Origin of the sequence: uncultured Marivirga sp., from assembly GCF_963974845.1 — a bacterium.
GTDB lineage: Bacteria > Bacteroidota > Bacteroidia > Cytophagales > Cyclobacteriaceae > Marivirga > Marivirga harenae.
In genome coordinates, this window is sequence record NZ_CAXBEQ010000008.1 from 157,340 (window position 1) to 182,985 (window position 25,646).

19 protein-coding genes are annotated in these 25,646 nt (G+C 36.2%); 9 read left to right on the forward strand and 10 right to left on the reverse strand.

The genetic code is table 11. The annotated features are described in order from the left end of the window. Positions 1-2 precede the first annotated feature (2 nt). On the reverse strand, positions 3-1,037 hold the full coding sequence (mltG, locus tag AAC601_RS16650; RefSeq protein ID WP_303270777.1) for an endolytic transglycosylase MltG: 1,035 nt from the start codon (positions 1,035-1,037) through the stop codon (positions 3-5). Between the two features lie 94 nt (positions 1,038-1,131). Between mltG and AAC601_RS16655 the strand changes: the two genes are divergently transcribed. The 8 genes from AAC601_RS16655 (at position 1,132) to AAC601_RS16690 (ending at position 12,332) form a co-directional block, all read left to right on the forward strand. Further along, a complete protein-coding gene (locus AAC601_RS16655) occupies positions 1,132-1,752 on the forward strand; it encodes an L-threonylcarbamoyladenylate synthase (RefSeq protein WP_303270778.1) in 621 nt (206 codons plus the stop codon). A gap of 19 nt (positions 1,753-1,771) precedes the next feature. Then, on the forward strand, positions 1,772-2,401 hold the full coding sequence (locus AAC601_RS16660; RefSeq protein WP_340153886.1) for a WbqC family protein: 630 nt from the start codon (positions 1,772-1,774) through the stop codon (positions 2,399-2,401). Positions 2,402-2,491: 90 nt separating this feature from the next. Then, positions 2,492-5,089: an ATP-dependent Clp protease ATP-binding subunit gene (locus tag AAC601_RS16665; protein WP_303270780.1), complete on the forward strand. Its 2,598-nt coding sequence runs from the start codon at positions 2,492-2,494 to the stop codon at positions 5,087-5,089. A gap of 478 nt (positions 5,090-5,567) precedes the next feature. Continuing rightward, positions 5,568-5,831, forward strand: coding sequence for a hypothetical protein (locus AAC601_RS16670; protein ID WP_303270781.1), 264 nt, complete (start codon positions 5,568-5,570; stop codon positions 5,829-5,831). A gap of 809 nt (positions 5,832-6,640) precedes the next feature. Next, positions 6,641-7,111 carry an Lrp/AsnC ligand binding domain-containing protein gene (locus tag AAC601_RS16675; RefSeq protein WP_303270782.1) on the forward strand — a complete coding sequence of 157 codons (471 nt, stop codon included), beginning with the start codon at positions 6,641-6,643 and terminating at the stop codon, positions 7,109-7,111. 98 nt (positions 7,112-7,209) lie between these two features. After that, positions 7,210-8,016 carry a prolipoprotein diacylglyceryl transferase gene (gene lgt, locus AAC601_RS16680; protein WP_303270783.1) on the forward strand — a complete coding sequence of 269 codons (807 nt, stop codon included), beginning with the start codon at positions 7,210-7,212 and terminating at the stop codon, positions 8,014-8,016. A 500-nt stretch (positions 8,017-8,516) separates the two neighbouring features. Continuing rightward, positions 8,517-11,375: an excinuclease ABC subunit UvrA gene (gene uvrA / locus AAC601_RS16685; protein WP_340153887.1), complete on the forward strand. Its 2,859-nt coding sequence runs from the start codon at positions 8,517-8,519 to the stop codon at positions 11,373-11,375. 57 nt (positions 11,376-11,432) lie between these two features. Further along, the gene (locus AAC601_RS16690) at positions 11,433-12,332 is read left to right on the forward strand and encodes a bile acid:sodium symporter family protein (protein WP_340153888.1); all 900 of its coding nucleotides are present in this window, start codon (positions 11,433-11,435) and stop codon (positions 12,330-12,332) included. Positions 12,333-12,335: 3 nt separating this feature from the next. On the opposite strand, the gene AAC601_RS16695 is transcribed toward AAC601_RS16690, so the two are convergent. The 9 genes from AAC601_RS16695 to AAC601_RS16735 form a co-directional block, all read right to left on the reverse strand. After that, positions 12,336-12,578, reverse strand: a complete 243-nt coding sequence (locus AAC601_RS16695) for a DUF4834 domain-containing protein (protein ID WP_340153889.1) — start codon at positions 12,576-12,578, stop codon at positions 12,336-12,338. Positions 12,579-12,689: 111 nt separating this feature from the next. Then, complete coding sequence (carB, locus tag AAC601_RS16700; RefSeq protein ID WP_340153890.1) at positions 12,690-15,503, reverse strand: carbamoyl-phosphate synthase large subunit; 2,814 nt, start codon at positions 15,501-15,503, stop codon at positions 12,690-12,692. A gap of 74 nt (positions 15,504-15,577) precedes the next feature. Beyond that, positions 15,578-16,183, reverse strand: coding sequence for a class I SAM-dependent methyltransferase (locus AAC601_RS16705; protein ID WP_340153891.1), 606 nt, complete (start codon positions 16,181-16,183; stop codon positions 15,578-15,580). Further along, complete coding sequence (locus tag AAC601_RS16710; protein WP_340153892.1) at positions 16,176-17,012, reverse strand: hypothetical protein; 837 nt, start codon at positions 17,010-17,012, stop codon at positions 16,176-16,178. The genes AAC601_RS16705 and AAC601_RS16710 overlap by 8 nt, the downstream gene beginning before the upstream one ends. Before the next feature lie 120 nt (positions 17,013-17,132). Then, positions 17,133-17,483, reverse strand: a complete 351-nt coding sequence (gene rplS / locus AAC601_RS16715; protein WP_303270790.1) for a 50S ribosomal protein L19 — start codon at positions 17,481-17,483, stop codon at positions 17,133-17,135. A 101-nt stretch (positions 17,484-17,584) separates the two neighbouring features. After that, positions 17,585-18,265: a tRNA (guanosine(37)-N1)-methyltransferase TrmD gene (trmD, locus tag AAC601_RS16720; protein ID WP_303270791.1), complete on the reverse strand. Its 681-nt coding sequence runs from the start codon at positions 18,263-18,265 to the stop codon at positions 17,585-17,587. Beyond that, entirely contained in the window at positions 18,255-18,794 is a 540-nt protein-coding gene (gene rimM, locus AAC601_RS16725; protein ID WP_303270792.1) for a ribosome maturation factor RimM, read from the reverse strand. The genes trmD and rimM overlap by 11 nt, the downstream gene beginning before the upstream one ends. Positions 18,795-18,806: 12 nt before the next feature. Then, entirely contained in the window at positions 18,807-19,436 is a 630-nt protein-coding gene (locus AAC601_RS16730; RefSeq protein ID WP_303270793.1) for a 30S ribosomal protein S16, read from the reverse strand. Positions 19,437-19,580: 144 nt separating this feature from the next. Continuing rightward, positions 19,581-22,625 carry a two-component regulator propeller domain-containing protein gene (locus AAC601_RS16735; protein ID WP_340153893.1) on the reverse strand — a complete coding sequence of 1,015 codons (3,045 nt, stop codon included), beginning with the start codon at positions 22,623-22,625 and terminating at the stop codon, positions 19,581-19,583. A 266-nt stretch (positions 22,626-22,891) separates the two neighbouring features. On the opposite strand from AAC601_RS16735, the gene AAC601_RS16740 reads away from it, so the two are divergent. After that, entirely contained in the window at positions 22,892-25,624 is a 2,733-nt protein-coding gene (locus AAC601_RS16740; RefSeq protein ID WP_303270795.1) for a 2-oxoglutarate dehydrogenase E1 component, read from the forward strand. The last annotated feature ends 22 nt before the right edge of the window (positions 25,625-25,646 follow it).

Sequence of the window (25,646 nt, forward strand, 5' to 3'; positions counted from 1 at the left end):
AATTATTTATAAATTCTTGATCGGTTTAATTCATTCTGATAGGCTCTCGCATTAATATTATGCTGCCTTAAGTTAGTGGCAAAAGCATGATAGCCTGAAAAATCAGGTTTTGCACAAAAATAAAGATAGTTATGCTCCTCAGGATTTAAGACCGCATCTATCGATTCAATTTCTGGTAAATTAATTGGGCCCGGGGGCAATCCATTGTATTTATATAAATTATAAGGAGAGTCAACTTCTTTATGAATATTCAGTACCCGTTTAATAGTAAAATCACCAACAGCATAAACCAATGCTGGATCTGCTTGCAGTCTCATATTTCTATCTAATCTATTCAAATAGACTCCTGCAACTTTTGGTCTTTCATCCGCTTGCACGGTTTCCGCCTGCACAATTGAAGCCAATGCACTCACTTCTGTTGGGGAAAGTCTAAGAGCCTTTGCTTTGCGCTTTCGTTCTTCAGTCCAAAATCGCTGATACTCTGCATACATTTTATCAAATAAACCTTGCTCAGAAATGGTGTAGTAAACCTCATAGGTATTAGGAATAAACATGCTTAAAATATTTTCTTGAGTAAATCCATAAGCATTGATTAAAGAATCATTATTTAACAATCCTAAGAACGCAACTGAATCGGCTTGCAAATTATCTGTTATTTTTCCTGCTAAATCCGACTTGAGACGAACATTATTGAAAGTCGTAGTTGTTGGTGTCTGTTCTCCCGCTCTTAGCATTCTCACCGCCTGAAGATTGGTCATATCTTTTCTCATCAAATAAAGCCCAGGCTTCATATTTTCTTGATAATCCAAAAGCTTGGCAACAAAACTAAAGGAGAGCATATCATTGACAATACCTCTTTCATAAACGATATCTTGTAAATCCTGAAAATTCATATCTTCTTCAATCACAATGACCTCATCGCCTTTTTCCACTAGAATATTTTCAGAGAAAAAAACTTGATAAAAGTAGAAAACAAAAGAAGTCAGCAGGATGGAGAATACTACCACAAAGCCAATTAGAAATTTATTCCTGTTCATAAAATTTTTATTTCACATATTTGAAAGTGCAAATTTAAGGATTTTGTTTAGGCTTGAACTATTCTAATTAATTTCAAATTGATTAATATTGTGTATGGCAGCAGAATTAATCAAATTATACGAAGAAAATCCCGATCCTAGAAAAATCCAACAGATAGTTGACATCTTGAAAAATGGGGGAGTAATTATTTATCCTACAGATACTATCTACGGTTTAGGTTGTGATTTAACAAATAGAAAAGCTATTGACAAATTATGTTGGGTGAAAGGAATTAAACCTGGAAAAATAAATCTGTCATTCATTTGCGAGGACATGAGCCACATTTCCGATTATGTTAAAAATTTATCAACTCCTACATTTAAGTTGATGAAGAAAAATCTTCCTGGGCCCTTTACTTTTATCTTGCCTGCCAATAGTAATGTACCCAAAATCGTAAACGCCAATAAGAAAACAGTCGGAATTAGAATTCCCAATAATAAAATTCCCACTGCTATAGTTAAAGCTTTGGGTAACCCTTTGATCAGCACATCACTTAGAGAGGATGATATAGTGGAATACCCAACAGACCCCGAAGAAATATATGAGAACTTTAAAAGTATGGTGGATGTGGTTATCGATGGCGGTTATGGTCACAATACACCTTCAACGGTAATAGATTGCACTACAGAACCGGCAGAAATTGTGAGAGAAGGATTGGGAGAAGTTATTTTATAGTATTTGGAAATAAAAATTAATGCAGGATTCAATTTTAATAGAATTGCAATATTTACCTTCCATCGCTTTTTTTTCAAATCTGGAAGGCAAAGAAAAACTTATTTTAGAAGCAAATGAATTTTTTGAAAAACAAACGTATAGAAACCGTTGCCACTTACTTTCTTCTCAACAAATTGAAATTTTAACAGTCCCTCTACAAGGTGCTAATAAAAAAATAAAGACCCGTGATATAAAAATAGATAACAGTCAAAGCTGGAGTAAAAAGCATTGGAGGAGTATTAAGACCTGCTATGGAAAATCACCTTTTTTCGAATATTTTGCTGATGAATTTCATCCAATATATAAAAACAACTATATTTTTTTATGGGATCTCAATTTAGATTTACTGACAATCTGTCTTAAAATCACAACTCAAAAAATAGAAATAGTCGAAAGCGTCAGCTACAAGAAAAATATTTCGGAAAACGTTATGGATGCCAGATCGTTAATACACCCTAAGAAACCTGATTATTTAGAACGACTTTATAAATCTACAGCATATGGTCAAAGTTTTGGCAACAATTTTGAACCGAACTTAAGTGTTATAGATTTGTTGATGAACGAAGGACCAAATGCGAAAAATGTCATTCAGCAGTCAATTTTCAAATAAATTAAACCTTAGGTTTTTTATTTAGTTTTTATAATAGTTACATTTAAACATGTCTTAGGGCATGAGTATAGAATATCGAGCAGTAAGCATATGGAAGCAAAATTTTCAAACAGAGTTAAAGAGGTAATTTCTTTGAGCCGAGAGGAGGCTCTAAGATTAGGCCATGACTATATTGGTACAGAGCATTTGTTATTAGGAATGGTAAGAGAAGGAGAAGGCGTGGCGATCAGTCTTTTGAAAAAGTTAGGCGTTTCGCTCGATGAACTTCGAGGGGAATTAGAAAGAAGCACAAGAGGCACCGCGACAAATAATGTAAAAAACCTTGCCAATATACCGTTGACAAAGCAATCCGAGAAAGTATTAAAAATCACTTATTTGGAGGCTAAAATTTTTAAAAGTCAATTAATCGGCACCGAACATCTATTATTATCCATATTGAGAGATGAAGATAATATAGCTTCTCAAGTGATGGAGAAATTTGATGTGAATTACGATGTCATTAAGGAGCTCTTAGAATATCAAACCCAAAACCCTATGGCTTCTTCCGATACGGATGATAGCGATGAGGACTCAGGGAAAATATTTGGCAGTGGTTCAAGGGAAACTAGCGGTGGAGGAGCTGGTGGATCTAAAACAAGCGAAAAATCCAAAACTCCTGTTCTGGACAATTTCGGACGTGATTTGACCAAAATGGCGGAAGAAGATAAATTAGATCCTATAGTAGGCCGTGAAAAAGAAATTGAGCGCGTTGCCCAAATTTTATCAAGAAGAAAGAAAAATAACCCGATTTTAATTGGTGAGCCAGGTGTTGGTAAAACTGCGATCGCTGAAGGTTTGGCCTTGAGAATTGTCCAAAGAAAAGTTTCTAGAGTTCTTTTTGGTAAAAGAGTAGTGACCTTAGACTTGGCATCTTTGGTGGCAGGAACTAAATACCGAGGGCAGTTTGAAGAAAGAATGAAAGCAGTAATGAATGAGTTGGAGAAATCTCCTAATGTAATCTTATTCATTGATGAATTGCATACTATAGTGGGTGCAGGCGGAGCCTCTGGATCTTTAGACGCCAGTAATATGTTTAAACCTGCATTGGCAAGAGGTGAAATACAATGTATTGGTGCTACAACATTAGACGAGTATCGTCAATATATTGAAAAAGATGGCGCCTTGGCAAGACGTTTCCAAATGGTAATGGTAGATGCTACCTCCCCTGAAGAAACGAGAGAAATCTTGATGAACATTAAAGATAAATATGAAGATCACCACAATGTTAATTTTACGGATGAAGCAATTGAATCATGTGTAAAACTTAGTGATCGATATATATCTGACAGATTTTTACCAGATAAAGCCATAGATGTAATGGATGAAGCAGGTGCAAGAGTACATCTGAATAACATTCATGTCCCAGATTCTATTGTAAAACTTGAAGCCTCAATTGAAGACATCAAAAAAGAGAAGAATCAGGTAGTCAGAAGTCAGAAATACGAAGAAGCTGCTCGTTTGAGAGATACAGAAAAGAAACTCATTGAAGAGTTAGAAATTGAAAAAAGCAAATGGGAAGAAGAGACAAAAGCTAAACGTTATACCGTAACGGAAGAAAATGTAGCGGAAGTAATTGCCATGATGACTGGAGTTCCTACTAAGCGGGTTGCACAGAATGAAAGTGTAAAACTTAAGGGAATGGGTGATGATTTGAAAAAACAAGTTATCGGTCAAGATGAGGCGATTGGAAAACTTTCTAAAGCAATCCAAAGAACAAGAATTGGCTTAAAAGATCCAAAAAAACCAATTGGTTCTTTCGTTTTCTTGGGACCGACAGGCGTTGGTAAAACTGAATTGGCAAAAGTCCTTTCTACTTATTTATTTGATAAAGAAGACGCTCTTATCAGAATCGATATGAGTGAATATATGGAAAAATTCTCCGTTTCAAGATTGGTAGGAGCACCTCCAGGCTATGTTGGTTACGAGGAAGGTGGACAATTAACCGAAAAAGTAAGAAGAAAGCCTTATTCAGTTGTACTTTTAGATGAGATTGAAAAAGCACATCCCGATGTATTTAATCTACTGTTACAAGTATTAGATGATGGGATACTGACCGATGGATTAGGTAGAAGAGTAGATTTTAGAAATACTATCATTATTATGACCTCCAACATTGGAGTTCGTGACTTGAAAGATTTTGGTGCCGGAATCGGATTTGCCAACAGTGCAAAAGCAGATAATTCTAATGAGGTAATGAAATCTACTATTCAAAATGCTCTAAAAAAGGCATTCAGTCCTGAATTTTTGAATAGATTGGATGACGTGATTGTTTTCAATCATCTTGAAAGAGAAGATTTACATAAAATCATTGATATTTCTTTAAAGAAGGTATTTGATAGAATGTTGTCTTTAGGTTATGATATTGATTTAACAGATGCAGCGAAAGACTTCTTATCTAAAAAAGGATATGACCAGCAATATGGTGCGAGACCATTAAACAGGGCTATCCAAAAACATTTAGAAGACTTAGTTGCAGAAGAAATTTTAAACGAGAAAATAAAAATTGGTGATTCCATTATTGCAGATCATGATGGAAAAAGTGAAACACTCTTTATAAAGTCGAAGAAAAAGAAGAAGGAAGATAAGAAGGAAAAGAAAAACCAAGACAAGGAAGACACCAATCAAGAAAATAAAAAAGAGGCTGAATAATCAGCCTCTTTTTTTTGCTGCAGTTTTGAAACAATCCTCATTATTCAGAGCGTCATCCCCGCGCATACAGGGATCTGACTATTTTAATTAAAGATTTAAATAACCCCTGGTTATTTTCGAAGACTAAAATTTAAACCGAAAATATATCCCATAGATACAAATTGTTGAGTCTAAGTTTCAATAAAAAAAAAGATTCCTTCCTTCGCAGGGAGGAAGTATAGACTAGAGTTATTACCATACACAAGAAAGGACCGTCATTCCTTTGAAGAAGTGAATCCATCGATTTTGATCTTTGACTAAAATACGGAACAACTTAAAATTCACAGCCCTACCAAAACTTACATCTGTAAATTACCTCACCTATCCTATCAAAAATCAAATTGGTAGCCAAAACATTGCACTTAAACGATAATGTATTGAATTAATTTGAAAACAGCTTTAAATAAGCGACATTTACGATACAATAAAACAATAAATCATGCATATTGCAACAGTGGAAAAAATTAGCGTTATCGATAAATTCACCCAAACAATTGAATTAAGTGGAGCCTCTGCTCGCGAGTGGAAAATTGGTATTGCGTCTCTTGAGAGAGCATCGCTTCTAGGAGTAAAAGAAGAAATTTATTATCAAAAGTGTCCAATAGAAGAAGCCAAAGAAATAGTGTTCCATTTTATAGCTCAGGGAGTTCAGACTTGCAATATGAGCAAGGCAAACTTTAATGGGATTTACCTATATCGGTAAATAGCTGTAAGGGGAGGATTCGAACCTCCAAGGAGCAGTTAGGCTACAGTTCCCACGATAAACTGCCATGCAAATTATCATGAAAGTCCTGCGCTTTATCCCAAACCTCCACCCCCGAGACAGGAGGGCATGTTTGCCAATTCCATCACCTTACAAAGTAAATGAAAACTTAAAAAGCCCCTTATCTCGTGACTTAGGGCTCTTCAATTATCCATTATTTCAATCTTTACAAACCTTTTGTTCGCTTTTAGCTGTAAGGGGAGGATTCGAACCTCCAAGGAGCAGTTAGGCTGCAGTTCCCACGATAAACTGCCATGCAAATTATCGTGAAAGTCCTGAGCTTTATCCCAAACCTCCACCCCCGAGACAGGAGGGCATGTTTGCCAATTCCATCACCTTACAAAGTAAATGAAAACTTAAAAAGCCCCTTATCTCGTGACTTAGGGCTCTTCAATTATCCATTATTTCAATCTTTACAAACCTTTTGTTCGCTTTTAGCTGTAAGGGGAGGATTCGAACCTCCAAGGAGCAGTTAGGCTGCAGTTCCCACGATAAACTGCCATGCAAATTATCGTGAAAGTCCTGAGCTTTATCCCAATTCTCCACCCCCGAGACAGGAGGGCATGTTTGCCAATTCCATCACCTTACAATATTTAATCAATTTGGCACTTTTTGCCTTTCTGATATTTCAAAGGTAATAAAAACATCATTATGTTACATATTATTTAATTTTATTTGATAATAAATACGTATATCGTATTTTTACCGTTATATAATTATTTCCTCAATAATTTACTCCCTAAAAATACATGCAAAATTATCAACTTGATAATACCGATTTGGCCATATTAAATATTCTTATGCAGGATGCACGAAGACCATTCACAGAAGTGGCCGAAGAAGTCTTTGTTTCTCCTGGAACTGTCCACGTCAGAATGCGAAAAATGGAAAAACTAGGGTTGATTAAGAATTCTCAACTACAAGTGGACTTATCTAAACTAGGCTTAGATGTGACAGCTTTCCTAGGTGTATACCTTCAGAAAAGCTCTTTATACGATGATGTAGTGGCAGCGTTAAAAGCAATTCCTGAAATTGTAGATTGTCATTATACCACTGGAGCTTATTCTATGTTTGTAAAAATTGTTTGTAGAGACACCAATCACTTAAAAAACATACTACACGACTTCATTCAACCGATAGAAGGAATTGAAAGAACGGAGACTTTTATATCTTTGGAGGAAAGTATAAATAGACAAGTACAATTAAATAGAGCCTATTAGGCAATTATGCGAGAGAAACTTGTATCTGTTTGATATTCAGAACCAAACGATAAATATTTGTGAAATTAATTATTAGATTCCATATAAATAGTAAATAAATGCTCAACTACATCATCTGGAACCCCGATGGAACATTAATAGATTTTGGCTTTTACCAATTAAGATGGTATTCAGTACTCTTTGGGTTAGGCTTTGTTTTAGGCTATCAGTTTGTAAAATGGCGTTTCAAAAGAGATGAAGTAAATGTAAAATTACTCGATAATCTTGCAGTTTATTTGGTGGTAGGCACTATAATAGGCGCAAGATTGGGACATTGCATTTTCTATGACTGGGATTACTATCAAAATCATTTACTGGAAATCCTGCTTCCGTTTCGATTTTCACCATCTTTTGAATTCATTGGATATAGAGGACTAGCAAGCCACGGTGGTGGTGCTGGAGTGATCATCGCATTGCTCATTTATGCGAAGATGGAGAAAATCTCTAAGATGTGGATTTTGGATACCATAGCTTTAGTAATTCCTTTGGCTGCCGCTTGTATTCGCTTGGGAAATTTAATGAATTCAGAAATCATTGGAAGCCCTTCCAATGTCAGTTGGGCATTTATTTTTCAAGGCATTGACAATATCCCAAGACATCCGGCTCAATTATATGAAGCCCTCTCCTATCTTCTAATATTCGGGGTTTTATTCTGGTTCGATAAAAAGCAAAAGTTTGGAAAAGGATTTATATTTGGATCCATGCTGGTTCTGTTATTCACTGCACGTTTTTTTATCGAATTCGTAAAAGCTGACCAATCTGCTTTCGAAGCGGATATGGTTTTAAATATGGGGCAATGGCTAAGTATTCCTTATTTTCTTATTGGATGGGTTTTGGTTTGGTTTGGTGTAAAAGGTAAAAACTAACTACTACACTCAATCTTCTATTATGATAAAACCATTGAAACGGTTTGGCTTCTTTTGCATTCCATTGAGCCACGATTAAAACCGTGGCTTATGGCTGTAAGAGCAAATAACAAGCATGTTACACGAATGCGGTATATGAGAATATAGAATTCTATAAGTATTGCAATACCAACATTCACCTTAATAATAATTAATAAGCATAATGACCAAGGACATCAAAATGTAAACAAACATAATCCCATTTGATATCTTTAGTCGTTCATTTTCTTTTTTCAAACTTTTGATCTCTGCTTCTGCATCCATTTTGCAAATGGAATTTTTATTTATATTAGAGTCAATATCCCGTAAATTGATAAATAGAAAGTTATCAGAGGCCTATCGTGTGTGCTGGTAGGAAAGCTAATGCACCCTTAACTCTTTCACATTTCAAAATTTATCTTCACAAAAACCAAACAATCCTCTATGCTATTTTGTAAATTAGCAAGTTATAAATGCAGAGGATGAGTTTAACGAAAGAAGCCAAAAATAAAGTTCAAAACACTACTACAGCAAGTCAGGATGAATATCTTGAAGTCATTGGTGCTAGGGAACATAACCTAAAAAATATTGACATCTCCATTCCACGAGATAAACTAGTGGTTGTGACTGGAATTAGTGGAAGTGGGAAATCAAGTTTAGCTTTTGACACCATTTATGCGGAAGGGCAAAGACGTTATATGGAAAGCTTCTCCGCCTATGCTCGATCTTTTATTGGCAATATGGAACGCCCTGATGTGGACAAAATCAATGGACTTTCTCCCGTTATTTCCATAGAACAAAAAACCACCTCAAAAAACCCACGATCAACAGTAGGTACCCTTACCGAAATTTATGACTTTTTAAGAGTGCTTTATGCCCGTGCTGGTGAAGCGGTTTCTTACAAAACAGGTAAGAAAATGCAGCGCCAAACCGAAGATCAAATTATTGATCATCTAATTGGTGAATTTCCTGATGCCAAACTAAGCATTTTGGCACCTGTGGTGAAAGGTAGAAAGGGACACTACCGGGAGCTATTCCAACAAATTCGGAAAATGGGCTTTACAAAAGCGCGAGTGGATGGCGTTATTTTAGAAATTGATGCCCGAATGCAGGTAGATCGCTACAAGACACACGATATTGAAATTGTGGTAGATAGAATTGTGGTCAATGAAAAAGATAAATACCGTATTACACAATCTGTTAAAACTGCTTTAAAACATGGGAATGGGATAATGATGGTCAGAGATACTGATGGAAATGTTCATCACTTCTCACAAAATCTCATGGATCCTGAAACAGGTCTAGCTTATGATGAGCCAGCACCCAATAGTTTCTCATTTAACTCCCCTTATGGTGCATGCCCTACTTGTAAAGGCTTGGGTGAACTAGAAAATATTACGAAGGAAACGGTAATACCAAATCCGAAATTGAGTATAAGCCGAGGAGGAATTGCTCCCTTAGGAGAGTATCGTGATATATGGATTTTCAAAAAAATAGATGCCATATTAAAGAATACGGATGTTAACCTCAGCACACCGATTGATAAGTTTCCGGAGGACGTCTTAAACGTATTGCTCTTTGGAAGCAAAACTAAAGTGGAAGTGAATTCGAAGAAGTATCCAGGAACGAAATGGAGCACTAGCTTTGAAGGCATTATTAAATTTTTACAGAAGCAGCAAGAAAGTGGTACCGATAAAATGCGAGATTGGCTGGAGGAATATACTGTAGTCCAAAAATGCCCTGACTGCAATGGTCAGCGATTAAAAAAGGAATCACTTCATTTCCTGATTGATGGAAAAAACATCTCCGAATTGGCATTAATGAGCATCAGCGCATTGGGCAATTGGTTTGAAAATATTGAGGAAAGACTTTCTGAAAAGCAAAATCTAATAGGTGCAGAAGTTTTAAAGGAAATAAGAAAGCGAGTGGGCTTTATGTTGGATGTGGGTCTAGACTATTTATCGCTTGACCGACCATTAAAAACACTCTCCGGTGGAGAAGCGCAAAGAATTAGGTTAGCTACTCAAATTGGTACTCAACTGGTGGGCGTTCTCTATATTTTAGATGAACCTAGCATTGGCTTGCACCAAAGAGATAATACTAAGCTCATCGCTGCTCTTCAAGATTTAAGGGATTTGGGAAATACCGTAATGGTGGTGGAACATGATAAGGACATGATGCTGGCTTCCGACTTTATATTAGACATTGGGCCAGGAGCAGGTAGGCATGGAGGAAAAATTGTTGCAGGGGGCACGCCAGATGAATTTTTAAAACAAGGCAGTAAAACTGCTAAATATTTGAAAGGGGAATTAAATATTGAAATACCCACGGAAAGAAGAAAAGGAAACGGCAAAAAACTTCAATTAAATGGAGCCAAAGGAAATAACCTGAAAAATGTAAATGTTGACTTTCCATTAGGGACTATGATGTGCGTAACAGGTGTTTCCGGCAGCGGAAAGTCCACTTTAATTCATGATACGCTGTACCCGATTTTAAACCAAAAATTCTATAGATCTAAAAAAGACCCAATGGAACATGATTCCATTAAGGGCTTAGAGCATTTAGACAAGGTCATCGAAGTAGATCAATCACCCATTGGCAGAACGCCACGCTCTAATCCGGCAACTTACACTGGAGTTTTTACAGATATTCGCGCCTTATTTAGCAATTTACCAGAAGCTAAAATTAGAGGGTATAAGCCCGGTAGGTTCTCTTTTAATGTAAAAGGCGGTAGATGCGAAACTTGCGAAGGAGCCGGTATGAAATTGATCGAGATGGACTTCTTGCCTGATGTGCACGTTCCTTGTGAGACTTGCAAGGGCAAAAGGTACAATCGAGAAACTTTGGAAGTGCGATTTAAGGGAAAATCTATTTCTGATGTTTTGGATATGACAGTAGAGCAAGCAGTTGAGTTTTTTACAAGCCAACCTAAAATTCTAAGAAAAATCAAGACGCTTTCTGAAGTAGGTTTAGGCTATATCACTTTGGGACAACATGCTACCACTCTCTCCGGTGGCGAAGCTCAAAGAGTAAAATTAGCTACGGAACTATCTAAAAAAGATACCGGAAATACCTTCTACATCCTAGATGAACCCACAACAGGACTCCATTTTCAAGATATAGAACATCTTTTAGAAGTACTGCAAAAGTTGGTGGATAAAGGCAATACTGTTTTGGTGATCGAACATAATATGGATGTCATCAAAGTAGCAGATTACTTAATAGATTTAGGCCCTGAAGGCGGAACTGAAGGAGGAAATATTGTATTTACTGGGACTCCAGAGAAAATCATTAAATTGGACAATAGCTATACTGGTAAATTTTTAAAACCGGAACTATAGAAAGGAATCCCCAATTTATTTCAATGGGCTCAGCATAATTTTTTATATATTGGCCATATGAAAATGGATGAAGTAACGCTTAATTTCAATAGTGAAAGCTTATTGCTGTTAAATTTTTTGCTTGGCTTTATTATGTTTGGCGTTGCGCTGGACTTGAAAGTTGAGGATTTCAAAAGGGTTTTACTCAACCCCAAAGCTTCTATAATTGGGTTAATTTCTCAATGGGTAGTTTTACCTATTATTACACTTATCTTAATTTTTATTTTTGAACCTCAAGCTAGTATGGCATTAGGCATGATACTAGTTGCATGTTGCCCAGGGGGAAATATCAGTAATTTCATTAGTAAATTGGCAGGCGGAAATGCAGCGCTTTCGGTAAGTCTAACTGCATTAACTACTTCTGCAGCCATCTTCATGACACCTTTTAGTTTTGCTTTCTGGTCATCTTTTATCGATAGTGCCAGTGGTTTAAAAAGTAGTATTTCTCTCAATATATGGGATATGTTTTCTACTATTATCTACCTAATTGTGATTCCAGTTATACTGGGAATTTCATTTGCAAAATACAAACCAAAAATTGCCGATAAAATAAAAAAGCCTGTCAATATCCTTTCCATCGTTATTTTTGCAGCTTTTGTGGTCATAGCATTTTTGAAAAATGCCAATTACTTTTTAGAATACATTCATATCATTTTCGTCATCGTTTTATTCCATAATGGATTGGCCTTCTTGAGTGGATATTGGATGGGTAAACTTGGAGGTTTAGAAGAAAGTGAACGAAAAGCCATATCAATTGAAACAGGAATTCAAAACTCTGGCTTGGGTTTGGTTTTGATTTTCAATTTTTTTGATGGAATTGGTGGAATGGCAATAATTGCTGGTTGGTGGGGAATCTGGCATATTGTAGCCGGATTAGTCATTGCTTACATTTGGTCCGGTAGGAAAGTATTTGCCTAGTACTTATACATCCTCGTAATCCACATATTCTCCCCCTTTGAAATTACCTCCTGTTCTTTTTCCCTTCTGATTAGGTACATGGTCGATATGAATGCCATCTTTCGTTCTTCTTCCTCTATTGTTCTCTTTATATTGTCTTTCTTGAGCTGCCCTAGCAGTTCTTCCCAAGAATAATCTAAAAAAAAACCCTCCCACTTTGAAAATAAGATACCCTATCAAAAAGAGAATTAATAAAAACTTAAACATAATTTTATAACTTAAGGCTTACGCCAAAATTTAATTTGAACTACTAGAAACAACAAATTCCCACGGCTAAAGTTTCAAATCCAGCCCTAGGAATTTGTATATATAGTTTTACTATCTACTCAAGTAAAGGTTTCGTTCCGATACGATTTTAAGGAAATAATCATCCATTAAATCATCAATAAAGTAAATAGATTCACCCGTTGATTTCATCTCAGGTCCTAATTCCTTATTCACATTCGGGAATTTATTGAATGAAAAAACAGGTTCTTTAATTGCATATCCCTTTTTAACAGGATTAAATTTAAAGTCTTTCACTTTCTTTTCTCCCAGCATCACTTTAGTGGCATAATTCACATAAGGCTCTTGATATGCTTTACAAATAAACGGAACCGTTCTTGATGCTCTTGGATTTGCTTCAATGATATAAACGACATCATTTTTAATAGCAAACTGAATATTGATTAAACCTTTTGTTTCTAATGCTAAAGCAATTTTCTTGGTGTAATTTTCGATCTGCGTTAACACAAAATCCCCTAAATTATAGGGAGGCAATACCGCGTAAGAATCTCCAGAGTGAATCCCTGCTGGCTCTACGTGTTGCATGACGCCAATGATGTAAACATCCTCACCATCGCAAATGGCATCCGCTTCAGCTTCAATGGCGCCATCTAAGAAATGATCCAGTAAGACTTTATTTCCAGGGATATCTCGAAGTACATCTACCACATGTTCTTCCAACTCCCGTTCATTAATCACAATTTTCATACCCTGGCCCCCTAAAACATAGGAAGGTCTCACCAACATCGGGAAACCGATATCTTTGGAAACTTCCAAAGCATTATCAGCATCTTCCACTACTGTAAATTTCGGATAAGGAATATCGTTATCAGCCAACAGTTTAGAGAAGGATCCTCTGTCCTCTGCTAAATCTAGTGCTTCAAAAGATGTACCTATAATTTTTATACCATATCGGTTCAATTTTTCAGCTAGCTTCAATGCTGTCTGCCCACCTAATTGAACGATTACCCCTTCTGGTTTTTCATGTAAAATGATGTCATAAATATGTTCCCAAAAAACAGGCTCAAAATATAATTTATCTGCAGTGTCAAAATCCGTAGAAACGGTTTCAGGGTTGCAATTAATCATGATAGTTTCATAACCGCATTCTTTTGCAGCCAAAACACCATGAACACAAGAGTAATCAAATTCAATCCCTTGGCCAATTCGGTTTGGTCCCGAGCCTAAAATAATCACTTTCTTCTTCCCACTTTCAACTGACTCATTTTCCTCCTGGAAGGTGGAGTAATAATAAGGTGTTTGTGCTTCAAATTCTGCTGCGCAAGTATCAACAAGTTTATAAACTCTTTTGATACCCATTTCATGACGCTTTTTATAAACTTCACTTTCCAAGCAGCTCACTAAATGTGCAATCTGTCTGTCCGCATATCCTTTCTGCTTCACTTCCATCATTAAGCTCTTAGGAATGCTGTCAATTGAGTATTTTTCTACTTCCTTTTCTAGTACCAATAATTCTTCTATCTGCTCTAAGAACCACTTATCGATCTTGGTCAGTTTTTGAATTGTTTTAAAAGGAATACCCAATTTGAAGGAATCATAGATATGGAAAAGTCTGTTCCAGCTTGGATTTTCTAGGCTATATAATAATTCATCTTGTTTGCGAAGTTCTTTTCCATCTGCACCTAAACCATTTCTCTTTATCTCTAAAGATTGACAAGCCTTCTGCAGTGCTTCCTGAAAATTGCGGCCGATACCCATGGTTTCACCTACAGATTTCATGGAGAACCCTAGTCTTCTGTCGGATCCAGGGAACTTATCAAAATTCCAACGAGGAATCTTTACAATCACATAATCTAGTGAAGGCTCAAAATAAGCAGATGTAGTTTTAGTGATCTGATTTTTAAGCTCGTGTAAATCATAACCTATGGCTAGTTTAGCAGCGATTTTTGCAATTGGATAACCTGTTGCTTTAGAAGCTAATGCCGAAGAACGCGAAACTCTTGGGTTGATCTCAATACCTATAATATCATCATTTTCAGGATTTACAGCAAATTGCACGTTACAACCACCTGCAAAATTCCCGATACCTTTTATCATTTTAATGGCTAAATTCCTCATTTCCTGATAAACTGTATCAGGTAAGGTTTGTGCAGGTGCAACTGTAATTGAATCGCCTGTATGAACCCCCATGGGGTCAAAATTTTCTACGGAACAGATCACGATTACATTGCCAATGTTATCTCTGAGGATCTCCAATTCATATTCTTTCCAACCTAAAATGCTTTGCTCAATCAATACCTCATGAATTGGGGATGAATGTAATCCGTCTTTCAATGCATTATCAAATTCCGCAGGATCCTTTACGATTGAGCCTCCGAGTCCTCCAAGCGTGAAAGACGAACGAATAACTAATGGAAATCCAATTTTCTGTGCAATTTCTTTTCCTTGTAAAAAAGATGTAGCTGTTTGACCCTCACAAACACCTACTCCCAATTCCATCATTTTTAGTCGAAATAGCTCTCTGTTCTCAGTGGTATCAATTGCATCTACATCCACACCCAACATCTTCACTTTATATTTGTCCCAGACTCCAGCTTTATCGCATTCTATTGCAAGATTCAATGCCGTTTGTCCTCCCATAGTAGGTAGTACAGCATCAATATCATGCTTTTCTAGAATTTCTATGATAGACTTTTTTGTCAGTGGTTTAAGGTAAATATTATCAGCTGTCACTTCATCGGTCATAATAGTGGCCGGGTTAGAATTGATCAGAGTAACTTCAATCCCTTCTTCCCTAAGGGAACGTGCTGCTTGGGAACCTGAATAATCAAATTCACAAGCCTGACCGATGATGATTGGACCTGATCCGATGATGAGTACTGACTTAATACTTTTGTCTTTAGGCATGAGCTTTTTTATTTCGTTGTGGGGCTAAATAAATTGGGCAAAATTAAGATGATAATTTCGAAAACGAAAGGAGTTCACCCATCAATCTGTTGATAAATTTTGCTTTCTACCATAGAATGATAAAAAAGCACTTTTCTTTTGCAAATAAATCCATGCTTTATAAAAAGACTGTCAAAATCAGCTAGCTCTTTTACTTTTAATTTAGCCGTAATTCTGAAAAACAAATACATCGCTTTAACCAACAATTTTTGAAATGCATTTTTGGGACAAAAATCTGTGTGAATCCAAATGCCCCCTTGACTCAAATTACTTTTCAGTTTTGGAATTAGTAAGTTCAAACTGTCTTCATTAAAGCAATCTAAAATAAAGGGGGTAACAATAACATCAAATCTTTTATCAGATTCCCATTCTAAAACATCTGTATGAATAAATTCAATAGAAGCGTCTGTCGTGACTTTTTTTGCTTTGTTTATCATTGAACGAGAAAGTTCAAGATAGTTTATTTGGTGAGTTGACTTGAAGTGAGCTAAAAGTTGCCCTGTTCCACCACCAATAATAAGAACTTCGGAAGATGGAGGGATATTTTCTACAAAATGCCTGCTTGCAAGTTCAACTTGACCATAAAAAACAATTTTCTTTAAATGGTTGTAGCTAGCGGCAATACGATCAAAATCAGCCATCTATAATAATTTCAATAATTGGTAAAACGAATACAATATCACCAATTACCCGGTACCATTCCTCTTGTCTTAATACCACCTCCTTGCTCAATACCATTGCCAAAACAGAAGCCATTAGGATAAATATAGCTTGATAATCGAGTAAATCTTCTGTTTTAAAAAACATGAATGAGGAAGACCAAATAAGTACAAATGCTAAAAGCAAAACTAAAATTACCCGTCTAGAAAAATCAGCCCCTTTAACAGTCGCAAAAGAAGTAAAGCCTAGCTTTTTATCAATTTTATACTCAATCATATTAAACAATATTAAATTGATACTAGCCAATATAAAGAGTTGTAACCAGAAATATATTAAAATAGGAGGAACACTTTGAATATAAGTCGCGGTTGGCAAACAAATTCCTGTAGCATACACTAGAGCAATAAACCATTCCTTACCCCAATACACTTTTTTTCTTACAAAATGGACAAAAATAAGATAACAGAAAACTGCAAAGCCCAAAACCATCCCATATGCTAATAAATAAGGCTTTAAATTTTGCAAAATGAAAATCAAAACCATCGTTACAATAGCAATTAAACCAAATATGTAAGGGGCATTTTTGTCGTGAATAATATGCCTCAAGAAGGCATCTTTTGATTTGATTTTCCTTGCGTCCAACAAATGATCAATAGTATAAATCAACCAAACAGTAAGCCCTAAAGCGAGAATAGCATAGGTGGGAATCTCTGCATCAAAGTAATTACCAATCCAACGGGCACTAATCACAGCCCCTGCCACCACGTCTAAACTAAAAGCCCTTATATATTGGTAAAACTTAGTAAACATCAATGTAAAAATAGAATAAATCTAAGAAATTACTTACCTAATCGAGTTAAATCTAGTTTTTATCGAAAAAAAAAGGCGGTCATGTTTCCATAACCGCCTTTAGTGATATTGAATATCAGCTTATATTTTTTCTTTAATCCTTGCAGATTTACCCTTTCTACCTCTTAAGTAGAATAACTTAGCTCTTCTTACTGAACCTCTTCTTACAACTTCAATTTTATCAATTGCAGGAGAGATTAAAGGAAATATTCTTTCAACGCCAATTCCACTTGAAACTTTTCTTACAGTAAAAGTTACAGAGTTACCAGAACCCCTTTTTTGGATTACTGCACCTTGGTATTGCTGAATACGCTCTTTATTTCCTTCTTTAATCTTCACGTGAACATTAACAGTATCACCTGCCTTAAAATCAGGAAATTTACTTACTGCTTCGTGATATTCTTTTTCAATTTCTTTGATCAAATCGCTCATGGCTCTTTCTTTTTTCCGATAATGGTTTCGGTACTATGCCCGAAAAATGGAGTGCAAATATAAGGATAATTTTATTCTTTGCATCCCTAAATAATATTTTTTTATTCTTTTTTCAACAAATCCGGCCTTCGCTCCTCAGTTCTCTTAACTGCTTGCTCAAAACGCCATTTTTCTATATTGGCCGCATGACCCGACAATAACACATCAGGCACTTTTAATCCCTTGAATTCAGCAGGTCTAGTAAATACTGGTGGAGCTAATAATCCATCTTGATATGAGTCTGTCAAAGCGGAAGTTTCATCTGACAAAACACCAGGCAATAATCTCACAATAGCATCAGTAACCACTGCTGCTGCCAACTCACCCCCTGATATCACATAATCTCCTATACTGATTTCTCGGGTAATGTAATGCTGACGAATTCTTTCATCCACACCTTTATAATGACCACACAATATTAATAGATTTCCTTTCAAGGCTAATTGATTAGCTAAGGTTTGCGTAAATTCATCGCCATCAGGGCTCATGTAAATCACTTCATCATACAATCTCTTGGATTTCAAATCATCAATTGCAGCTGCTATTGGTTCAATTTGCAAAACCATTCCTGCCCCTCCCCCATAAGCATAATCATCTATACTTTTTTGCTTATTAGTGGAGTACAACCTCAAATCATGGACATGAATTTCAACCAGCTCCTTTTCTTGAGCACGTTTCATTATACTGTCAGAAAAAGGCCCTTCCAGCAATCTTGGTAAGCATGTAATAATATCAATCCTCATCTTCCTCCTCCAAGTATAATTCCAACAAACCAGCTGGCAAGCTTACTTTTAAAAGCTTTTCTCCTCTGTCCACATTCAAAATCACTTCATCATTAATAGGAATTAATACCTCTTTACCTTTGTATTCCATCCCAATCAAATCCTGATGCCCTGCCTCAAAAACTTCTTTTACAGTACCCAACATTCCTTTTTCAGAATCCTCAACTTTGAAACCATCAATTTCATGGAAATAAAACTGGTTTCCGGTTAAATTCGGTAGTTCTGTTAAGGGTAAATGCAAAGAATTTCCTCTTAAGGAGATTGCGGCCTCTTTATCATCCACATCCTCGAATTTGAGTAGCGCCTCCTTATTCTTAAGTTGAATGTGTTCAATAAAAAATGGAACCAGTTTTCCGTTTTGCAACATGAATACTGATTCCATTTCCTGATAATCCTCTGGATAGTCTGTATCCAAAGAAATGTATAATTCACCTTTTAATCCATGAGGCTTCAATACTACACCTAATTGAAAGCATTGGTCAAGCTTCATGGCTGAAGGCTATTAATCTTCTTTCTTTTCTTCTTCAGATTTCTCCTCAGAAGCTTCTTCTTTAGGAGCTTCTTCAGTAGATTCAGCTTTAGGAGCTTCTTCAGTACCAGCTTCGGCAGCTGGAGCTTCTTCAGTCACCTCTTCTTCAGCAGGTGCTTCAGCAGCTTTTGCTTCAGCTTCAGCTTCTTCCTGACGCTTTTTGATAGCTTCAGCTCTAGCTTCGTTCACTTTAGTTTCAGCTTCTAATCTAGCTTTCTTCTCAGCCGCTGCCTTATCAGCTAAAGATTTCTCTTTACCTTCAATGGTAGCTTCCTTGTCTTTCATCCAAGCTTCTAATTTCTTATCAGCATCTTCTTGAGTCATTGCTCCTTTGATCACACCAATTTGCAAATGCTTTTTGTAAAGCAATCCTCGGTAAGATAGCATAGCACGAACCGTATCGGTTGGCTGGGCACCATTCATTAACCACTGAAAAGCCTTGTCGTTGTCCAACTCAATCGCTGCAACAGGAGTATTCGGGTTATAAGTACCAATTTTTTCAATAAAGCGACCATCACGTGGTGCACGGGCATCAGCTACGACTACATCGTAAATTGCCATTTTTTTTCGACCTCTACGGGCCAATCTGATTTTTACTGCCATTTCTTATTTTGTTTTAGCAATCACGAGGGATCACGTCCCTCTTTTAATTAGTTCGCAAAGGTAATGAAAAAAATTTGTAAACATAAATAGCTTCAAATATAAATTGAGACAATAGTACGACTTGGATTATTAGTACCTCTAAACTTAATCCCGCTCTAGACAAGGAATTTCAATAATAAAGCGAGTTCCCTCATATTTCTCAGATTCCATTTTAATTTTACCCTGCAATTTTTCTACGGTTTCAAGAATAATGTAAAGCCCTAATCCAGATCCAGTGCTTCTTTCCGTTGCTCGGTAAAACATTTTAAAGACTTCTTTCTGTTCCTCTTTGGAAATCCCTATTCCATTATCTTCAATTTCAATCTCAGCCTTTTTTGAATTGCTCTTTACAAACACCTTCAAAAATGGTTCATCTTTTGAATCATCGCTATACTTCAGTGCATTGGAAATCAAATTTCTAAAAATAACAGCAATTCTTCGGTTATCGCTGACAAATTGCCCTGATTGATGGACTTCAATTTCCTTCTTTACTTCATTATCACTATCCAAAAAAGACAGTTCATCAACTATATTGTTTATAGTTGCTTTAAAGTCAACTTCATCACATACCACTTCCTTTCGTTCATTACTAGAAAAATCAATTATCTCAGCTATAAAATCATCAAGTCTTTTAATACTCTTTTCCATTTTATCCAAATAGATGTGAATGTGTTCTGAATCTTTACGAGATAAATTGATTAACCCCAACAAAGAGGCAAGGGGTGATCGCAAGTCATGTGAGGCACTGTAGACAAAACCGTCCAACTCACTATTGACTTTGACTAATTTTGCATTCATTTTTTGAACAGCCCTTACCCTCCATTTATATATAGAGTATATAAGAAAGAAGGTGAAAATTGAAAACAGCAGATAAAACCATATGGTTTCATGAAATGCAGGCTTAACAGTAAAAAAGTATTTAGCGGGCTCTTTGGTCCAATAACCATGATTATTGGTGGCAAATAAAAGGAAAGTGTATTCCCCAGGAGATAAATTTGTATACTCAACAGAACGTTGACCAGACTGCAGCAGAAAGTCAGTATCGAACCCTTCTAACTTATATTTAAATTGTGTTGCATCCGGAGCTAAATAGCTAAGTGCAGTGAAATCAAATTTATACCGAATAGTACTTGAACTTAATACAACATTAGAGTTTTTGCTGTAGGTACTGTCTTGGGTGGTTAAACTTTCAACGTAAACTTCAGGCAGATCCTGATTTTCACCCATCCGATCTGGTGAAATAACACTCACTCCGCCCAAAGTGGGAATGTACAGCTTACCTTTTGAGGACTTTAAAGATCTTACAGCACCGGTACATTCGTTATCATACATACCGTCAAAACTATTCAACATGCGGCTTTCCACCTCATAGGTGGGATCCTTTAAAAATTTATTTATTTCATTATTATAAATCTTGATTACTCCTTGATTTGTAGTAACCCAAACATCTCCATGTTCATCCTCCAACCAATCAAACAGACTTAATCCCTTATACTTTCTGTCAAATTCTAATTTCAGAACCTCTCCTTCTACAATCAGGAATATACCTGTACTCGTAACAACCCATAAGCGGCCTGAGCTTTCAATATGAGTATTAAAAACGATTACGCCTTGATCATTTTCTGTAAGCGAAATATTCTCAATACCCCCTCCTTTTTTAATGATGGAGACACCTCCACTATGGGTTCCTACATATAGATCACCATTAATATCTTCTTCAATTGACAAGATAAAATCTGAATTTAGTCCTGAATTATTATCTATAACTTCTACAATTTCATCATTACGTATTTTAATTAAACCACCAGAACGACTTGCCACCCACAGATTACCATTTTTATCCTCGAAGATTCTTCTTAAATCTAAAGACGGCAATCCATCATTTAAATCATAAAATTTTTCGTTATCACCCCTTTTTCTTAGAAGTCCTTTGTAGCTCGCAATCCAGACCGTTCCATCCTTTTGTTCATAAACATCACGGATTCCGGTTGGAGCCACTGAGTTCTCAATCTTATAAGGCTGTATCCCTTTAGAATCCAGTAAAAAGATTTTTCCATCATCGCAGCCGATAAAAAAGCTATTCTTAATCTCTCGTTCTGTTACAACATTTACATTATCATTTTCTAGCCCGTCAAATCGATTGTAGTTTATGATTCCTGTCTCTTTTAATTGCACAAGCCCATTCCTTCCGGTTGCTAACCAAATGCTGCCTTCTGCATCTATCATGACATCACTGACCCTGGTAACATCTATAAAACCTAAGGACGAAATAAATTCAGTTTTTCCACTCTGTAGATTCATCCTACCCAAGCCATTGTCTGAACCTATCCACAAATAATTATTGACATGCAACATGCTATTGATTGATTCTCCATTCATGAAATCAAAACTGTATAGCTCATTATTCAAGATATAATTTAAACCTGATTGAGTACCCACTAAAATAGTATCACCAATATTCGATGTTGTATTAACTATATCACTCAACATCCCGTTAGAGCTCCTGTACTGTTTGACCACCTCAAAATCTTCAATTGCAAAAAGGCCATCGCCTTCTGTTCCCAAATAAATTATACCATCTTGACTTTGAAATAGTGATAGTGCGTTGGTATTCTCTATAACGGGGTGCATGAACTTAAACAAGCTATCATTTTGCAAGATTGAAAGACCTTCATTTGTGGAGGCAATCCATAAATCACCATTACCGTCTTCAATTACATCCTCCAAAGAAAGCGGTATCTCTCCATTTTTCGCATCAACCTTTTCGAAGCCTTCTTTTTCATTATAACGGATTAGACCACTGCTCTGGGATGAAAAATAAATGGATTGGTCAAAAGGGCTGCGATAAATCTTGCGAAATCCATTACTCCTCAGAAACGGTAGTTGATTTACGTCATAATTAACAGTTTTATGACCATCGAATTTCTGAATTCCGTTATAAGTAGTCAACCAAATATAGCCGTCATCAGATTGCATGATGTTGGTCACATTATTAGCAACCAATCCAACCGATTTAGAAGACCATTCAGTTGCGATTAGTCGTTTCAATGGCGTTTCATTCCGTACCTTTTCTTGGGCAAAAATGAGCCCTGAAATACTTAGTATAAGCGTGACAGAAAGAATATATTTAAGTGCTCTAAAGAAATCCATAATTTAAGTCCTTCTGTAAGGTTAGGAACTTTACTATAAATAATGAAGTAATTCTTTAAATATTACAAAATAATAAGTGATATAACAAATTGTAAGGAGAATGAATTAAAGAAATTTATACTAACTTAAAGTCAACAAATTTAAAGAGTCCTCGTTTGCACAACCTAAACACTTGATTATCTTTATTATCTGCTTAATCGCTTAAGCAATTTTAATAGTATTTTATAAGTGTTTATATTTGCTTATCGATAAAAAACAATCCCATAATGGATAAATACACTTACATTGCCAATGCTCATGGTAATTACATAGAGGAACTTTACCAATCCTATAAAAACGATCCTCAATCAGTTGATGATTCTTGGCAAAAATTCTTTGAAGGGTTCGAATTTTCTCAGAAGGATTTTGGAGGGAATGGACAAACTACTGAGACAAGAGTATCATCAAAGGAGACTCAGGTTCGAAACTTAATTCAAGCATACAGAATGCGGGGTCATCTAAAATCCAAAACCAATCCTGTTAGAGATAGAAGGCCACACGATGCTCGAATAAGTTTAGAAGAGTTCGGTCTTCAGCAGGAGGATCTAAAGGAGGAATTCTCTATTGGCCAAGACATCGGACTGGGAAAAGCAAGCTTAAAAAGTATCATTGAGGCTTTGGACAGCATTTATATTGGGCCAATCGGGTTTGAATATATGCATATTCGAGATCCAAAAATTGTTGATTGGTTTATCGAAAAAGCCGAAAACTCAAAAGGAGATTACCAACCAAAACTGGATGAGAAAAAAAGGATTTTATCTAAATTGAATGAAGCGGTTGTCTTTGAAAACTTCTTACACACTAAATTTCTAGGGCAAAAAAGATTTTCACTTGAAGGAGGAGAAAATACTATTCCATTTTTGGATAAAGTGATTAATCGGTCTTCAGAATTAGGCACCAAGGAAGTGATTATCGGTATGGCTCATCGTGGGAGATTAAACGTTTTGGCCAACATCATGAATAAAACGTACGAGCAAATTTTCTCCGAGTTTGAAGGAAGTACCGACCCAGACCTAACTATGGGTGATGGAGATGTGAAATATCACATGGGATACTCAAGCTATCTTGAAACTTCTGAAGAAAAAAAATCTTACGTTAAACTAACACCTAACCCATCGCATTTAGAGGCGGTAAATTCAGTAGTTTTAGGTTATACCCGAGCACAAATAGATGATGAGTATGGCGAAGATGTCAATGCAGCTCTTCCGATTTTGATCCATGGTGATGCAGCGGTAGCAGGTCAAGGCATTGTATATGAAACTACCCAAATGTCACTGCTAGAGGGTTATTCTACAGGCGGAACGATTCATTTAGTCATTAACAACCAAGTTGGTTTCACTACAGATTATGATGATGCCCGTTCATCAATTTACTGTACGGACATTGCCAAAATGATTGATGCTCCAGTTCTACATGTAAATGGAGATGATGCCGAAGCAGTCAATTTTGCGGCAAACTTAGCAGTTGAGTATCGAAATAATTTTCATAAAGATATTTTCATAGATTTATTATGCTACAGAAGACATGGGCATAATGAAAGTGATGAACCAAAATTCACTCAACCGAAGTTATATAATAAAATTGCCAAACACCCAAACCCGAGAGAAGTCTATGTAAAAAAACTAACTGAAAGAGGTGATTTGGATAATGACTCTGTAAAAAAATTAGAGAAGGATTTCAAAAAACAACTTCAGGATAGGTTAAATGAGGTGAAACAGAAACCTTTACCCTATAAGCCACAAAAAATTGAAGAGGAATGGGAGCAATTACGAAGAGCAAAATCTGATGATTTTTTAGAGTCTCCCGATACTGCCATTTCTCAAGAATTGGTAGATAAAGTTGGTAAAGCCTTAACTTCGCTACCTAAGGGATTCAAGCCATTAAAGCAAATTGACAAGCTTTTAAAAGAAAGAAAGAAAAACTTTTTTGATGAAAAAATGCTTAACTGGGCAGATGCTGAATTGCTTGCATACGGATCATTATTGTCCGATGGAAATATCGTTCGAATGTCAGGACAAGATGTTAAAAGAGGGACATTCTCTCACAGGCATTCATACTTATTTGATGCAGAAACTAACGAGCCCTATTGCAATCTTGACCATATAGAAGAGAATCAGAAAGAGAAGTTCAATATATATAATTCCTTGCTTTCAGAATTTGGAGTATTAGGCTTTGAATATGGATACGCCATGGCCACTCCAAATGCTTTGGTGGTGTGGGAAGCTCAATTTGGTGATTTTGCTAATGGCGCTCAAGTAATGATTGACCAATTTATCACTTCGGCCGAAAGTAAGTGGCAAAGGATGAACGGCTTGGTGATGTTATTACCACACGGATATGAAGGACAAGGTCCAGAGCATTCAAATGCCAGACCTGAAAGATTCTTACAATTAGCGGCAGAAGAGAATTTAATTGTAACTAATATCACAACTCCTGCGAACTTGTTCCATATGTTCAGGAGACAAGTTAACTGGGAATTCAGGAAACCATTGGTTCAATTTGCTCCAAAATCACTATTGCGTCATCCAAAAGTCATCTCCCCTGTTAAAGAATTTACTGCAGGTAAGTTTAGAGAAATTTACGAGGATGATTACGTTACCAACAAAAATGTAAAAAGAGTATTGTTGTGTACTGGAAAAGTTTACTATGACTTATTAGAAAAACAGCAAGAGGACAAAAGGAAAGATGTTGCTATCATTAGAATAGAGCAATTACATCCCTTCCCTATGAATCAGATTGATAAGGCTTTGAAGAAATTCAATGAACCAGAAATATTCTGGGTACAAGAAGAGCCTTCAAATATGGGGTATTGGACTTATATGCTAAGAACAATCGCCAACAAAGCAGGCTTGCAATTGATTTCTAGAAAATCAAGCGCATCACCTGCAACTGGTTATGCAAAAGTACATAAAGCAGAACAAGAAGCATTAGTCGAAAAGGCTTTCGACACAAAGAAATAAAAATTTGTAAGATAGAATTCAG